At 68.1% G+C, this 2,215-nt stretch carries 2 protein-coding genes; both read right to left on the bottom strand.

All coding sequences use genetic code 11. The features are described 5' to 3' along the window. Positions 1-1,455 (bottom strand): excinuclease ABC subunit UvrC (gene uvrC / locus FW784_RS13660; protein WP_149353873.1); only part of this gene is annotated, 1,455 nt, incomplete at its 3' end. 143 nt (positions 1,456-1,598) lie between these two features. After that, the coding region (gene kdsB, locus FW784_RS13655; RefSeq protein ID WP_149353872.1) for a 3-deoxy-manno-octulosonate cytidylyltransferase at positions 1,599-2,215 on the bottom strand (617 nt) is incomplete at its 5' end.

The following is a 2,215-nucleotide window of genomic DNA, read 5'->3' as shown; positions in this document are numbered from 1 at the left end:
ACCGTCGATGAGGAGGACATCGGGCAGGATCGCGGCCGCGACCTGCCTCGCGCGGGCGTCGGGCGTCGAGCGCGCGTCGTCCGCTTCCGGCTGCCGCGCCTCCATCGAGCGACGGAAGCGGCGGTGGATCGCCTGGTGCATGGCGGCGTAGTCGTCGCCCGGCTTGATCCCGTTGATGTTGTAGCGCCGGTATTGCCCGCGCAGCGCGCCTTCGGCGTCGAACACGACGCATGACGCGACGGTCGCCTCGCCCATGGTGTGCGAGATGTCGAAGCATTCGATGCGCGTCGGCAACGCCTGCATGCCAAGGAGATCGCGCAACGACTCGACGCGTGCGTGCTGCGCGGCCGCGCTGCTCATCTCCGACGCGAGCGCCATCTGCGCGTTCCTGCCTGCGATGTCCAGATACCCCGCGCGTTCGCCGCGCACGCTGCACCGGATCTGCACCTTGCGCTCGCCGGCGAGCGACAACGCCTGCTCGAGCAATTCGCGATCCGGTATGTCGCGATCGATCACGATCTCGCGCGGCGGAATCTTGTCGACGTAATGCTGGGACACGAACGCGCCGAGCACCTCGTCCGCCTCGTCGGTTCCGTTGGTCTTCGGGAAGAACGCGCGCGTGCCCAGGTTGCGGCCGTCGCGAAACGCCATCAACACGACGCATGCGCACGCACCCTGCATCGCGATGGCGAGCACGTCGAGGTCGGCGGCGCGCCCGTCCACGTACTGGCGCGCCTGCAACGTACGGATGGATGTAACGAGATCCCGCAGGCGCGCAGCCTCCTCGAAATCCAGGTTCGCGCTGGCCGCTTCCATGGCGCGGCCGAGTTCGTTGGTGAGCTCGTCGCTGCGGCCCTCGAGCATCATCGAGGCGCGGCGCACGCTCTGTGCGTATGCGTCCGGCGCGATCAGGTCGACGCACGGCGCGCTGCAGCGGCCGATCTGGAACTGCAGGCACGGGCGCGAGCGATTTCGGAAGACGGTGTCCTCGCAGCTGCGCACCTTGAACAGCTTGTGCATGAGGTTGAGCGTCTCGCGAACGGCGCCGACGCTTGCGTACGGGCCGAAGTAGCGCCCCTGCACCGCGCGCGGGCCGCGATGCACGGCGATGCGCGGATAGTCCTCGCCGGTGAGCAGCACGTAGGGATAGCTTTTGTCGTCGCGCAGCAGCACGTTGTAACGCGGCTTCAGCGACTTGATCAGCTCGTTCTCGAGGATCAGCGCCTCGGCCTCGGTGCGCGTAGCAGTCACCTCAATCCGCGCGATCTGCGAGATCATCGCGTTGATGCGCGCTGACTTGGGGGTGTTGTTGAAGTAGCTCGACACGCGGCTCTTCAGCGCGCTCGCCTTGCCCACGTAGAGCACGGCGTCGTCCGCCGCGATCATCCGGTACACGCCGGGCGCGGTGCTGAGGTTGCGGACGAAGTCCTTCGAGTCGAAGCCCGCGGGTTTCATCTGTCCTTCGTTCCAACGGCGCGGCGGGCACGACGTGCGTTCATGCGTGTGGGGTTCAACGCGGGCATGGCCTGATTATTATCCGCCGCCGCGACTCAGACGATGAGAAGGCGCGCCTACGCCGGCCAGCGGGCCGCGTCCGTTCAGGCACGCATCGCTGCGAGATGTCGCTCGGCGCGCGCGAGGTCGTCGGGTGTGTCAACGCCTGGCGGAAACGCTTCCGGGGTGCCCGCGACCGCGATGCGATAACCGGCCTCGAGCACGCGCAGCTGTTCCAGCGATTCGATGGATTCCAGCCGGCCCGGAGGCATCGCCGCGAACGTCTGCAGGAAGCCCGCGCGATACGCGTAGATACCGATATGACGAAGCCAGAGGCCGCCAGCGGGTAGCGAATCGCGGCAAGTCGCGAAGGCGTCCCGCGGCCATGGAACGGGCGCACGACTGAAGTAGAGCGCATGGCCCGATGCGTCGACGACGACTTTCACGGCGTTGGGATCGAGCAGTTCGTCGACATCCCCGATGACCGCCGCCAGCGTCGCCATCGGCGCGTCGGACGCGGCGATGAGCGCCGCCACGGCACGTATGCCCGACACCGGCGCGAACGGCTCGTCGCCCTGCAGGTTCACGACTATCGTGTCGTCGGCCCACCCGGCGGCGCGCGCGCACTCGGCGAGCCGATCGGTGCCGGAAGCGTGCCCGGGCGACGTCATCGCGATGCGCACCTGCGTGCCGGCGAGCGCACCGGCGATGCGCTCGTCGT

The sequence above is a fragment of the Cognatilysobacter lacus genome (assembly GCF_008274655.1).
Taxonomy (GTDB): Bacteria; Pseudomonadota; Gammaproteobacteria; order Xanthomonadales; family Xanthomonadaceae; genus Cognatilysobacter; species Cognatilysobacter lacus.
Note: the sequence above shows the minus strand (reverse complement) of the source record. Positions and strands in the feature narration are given on the sequence as shown.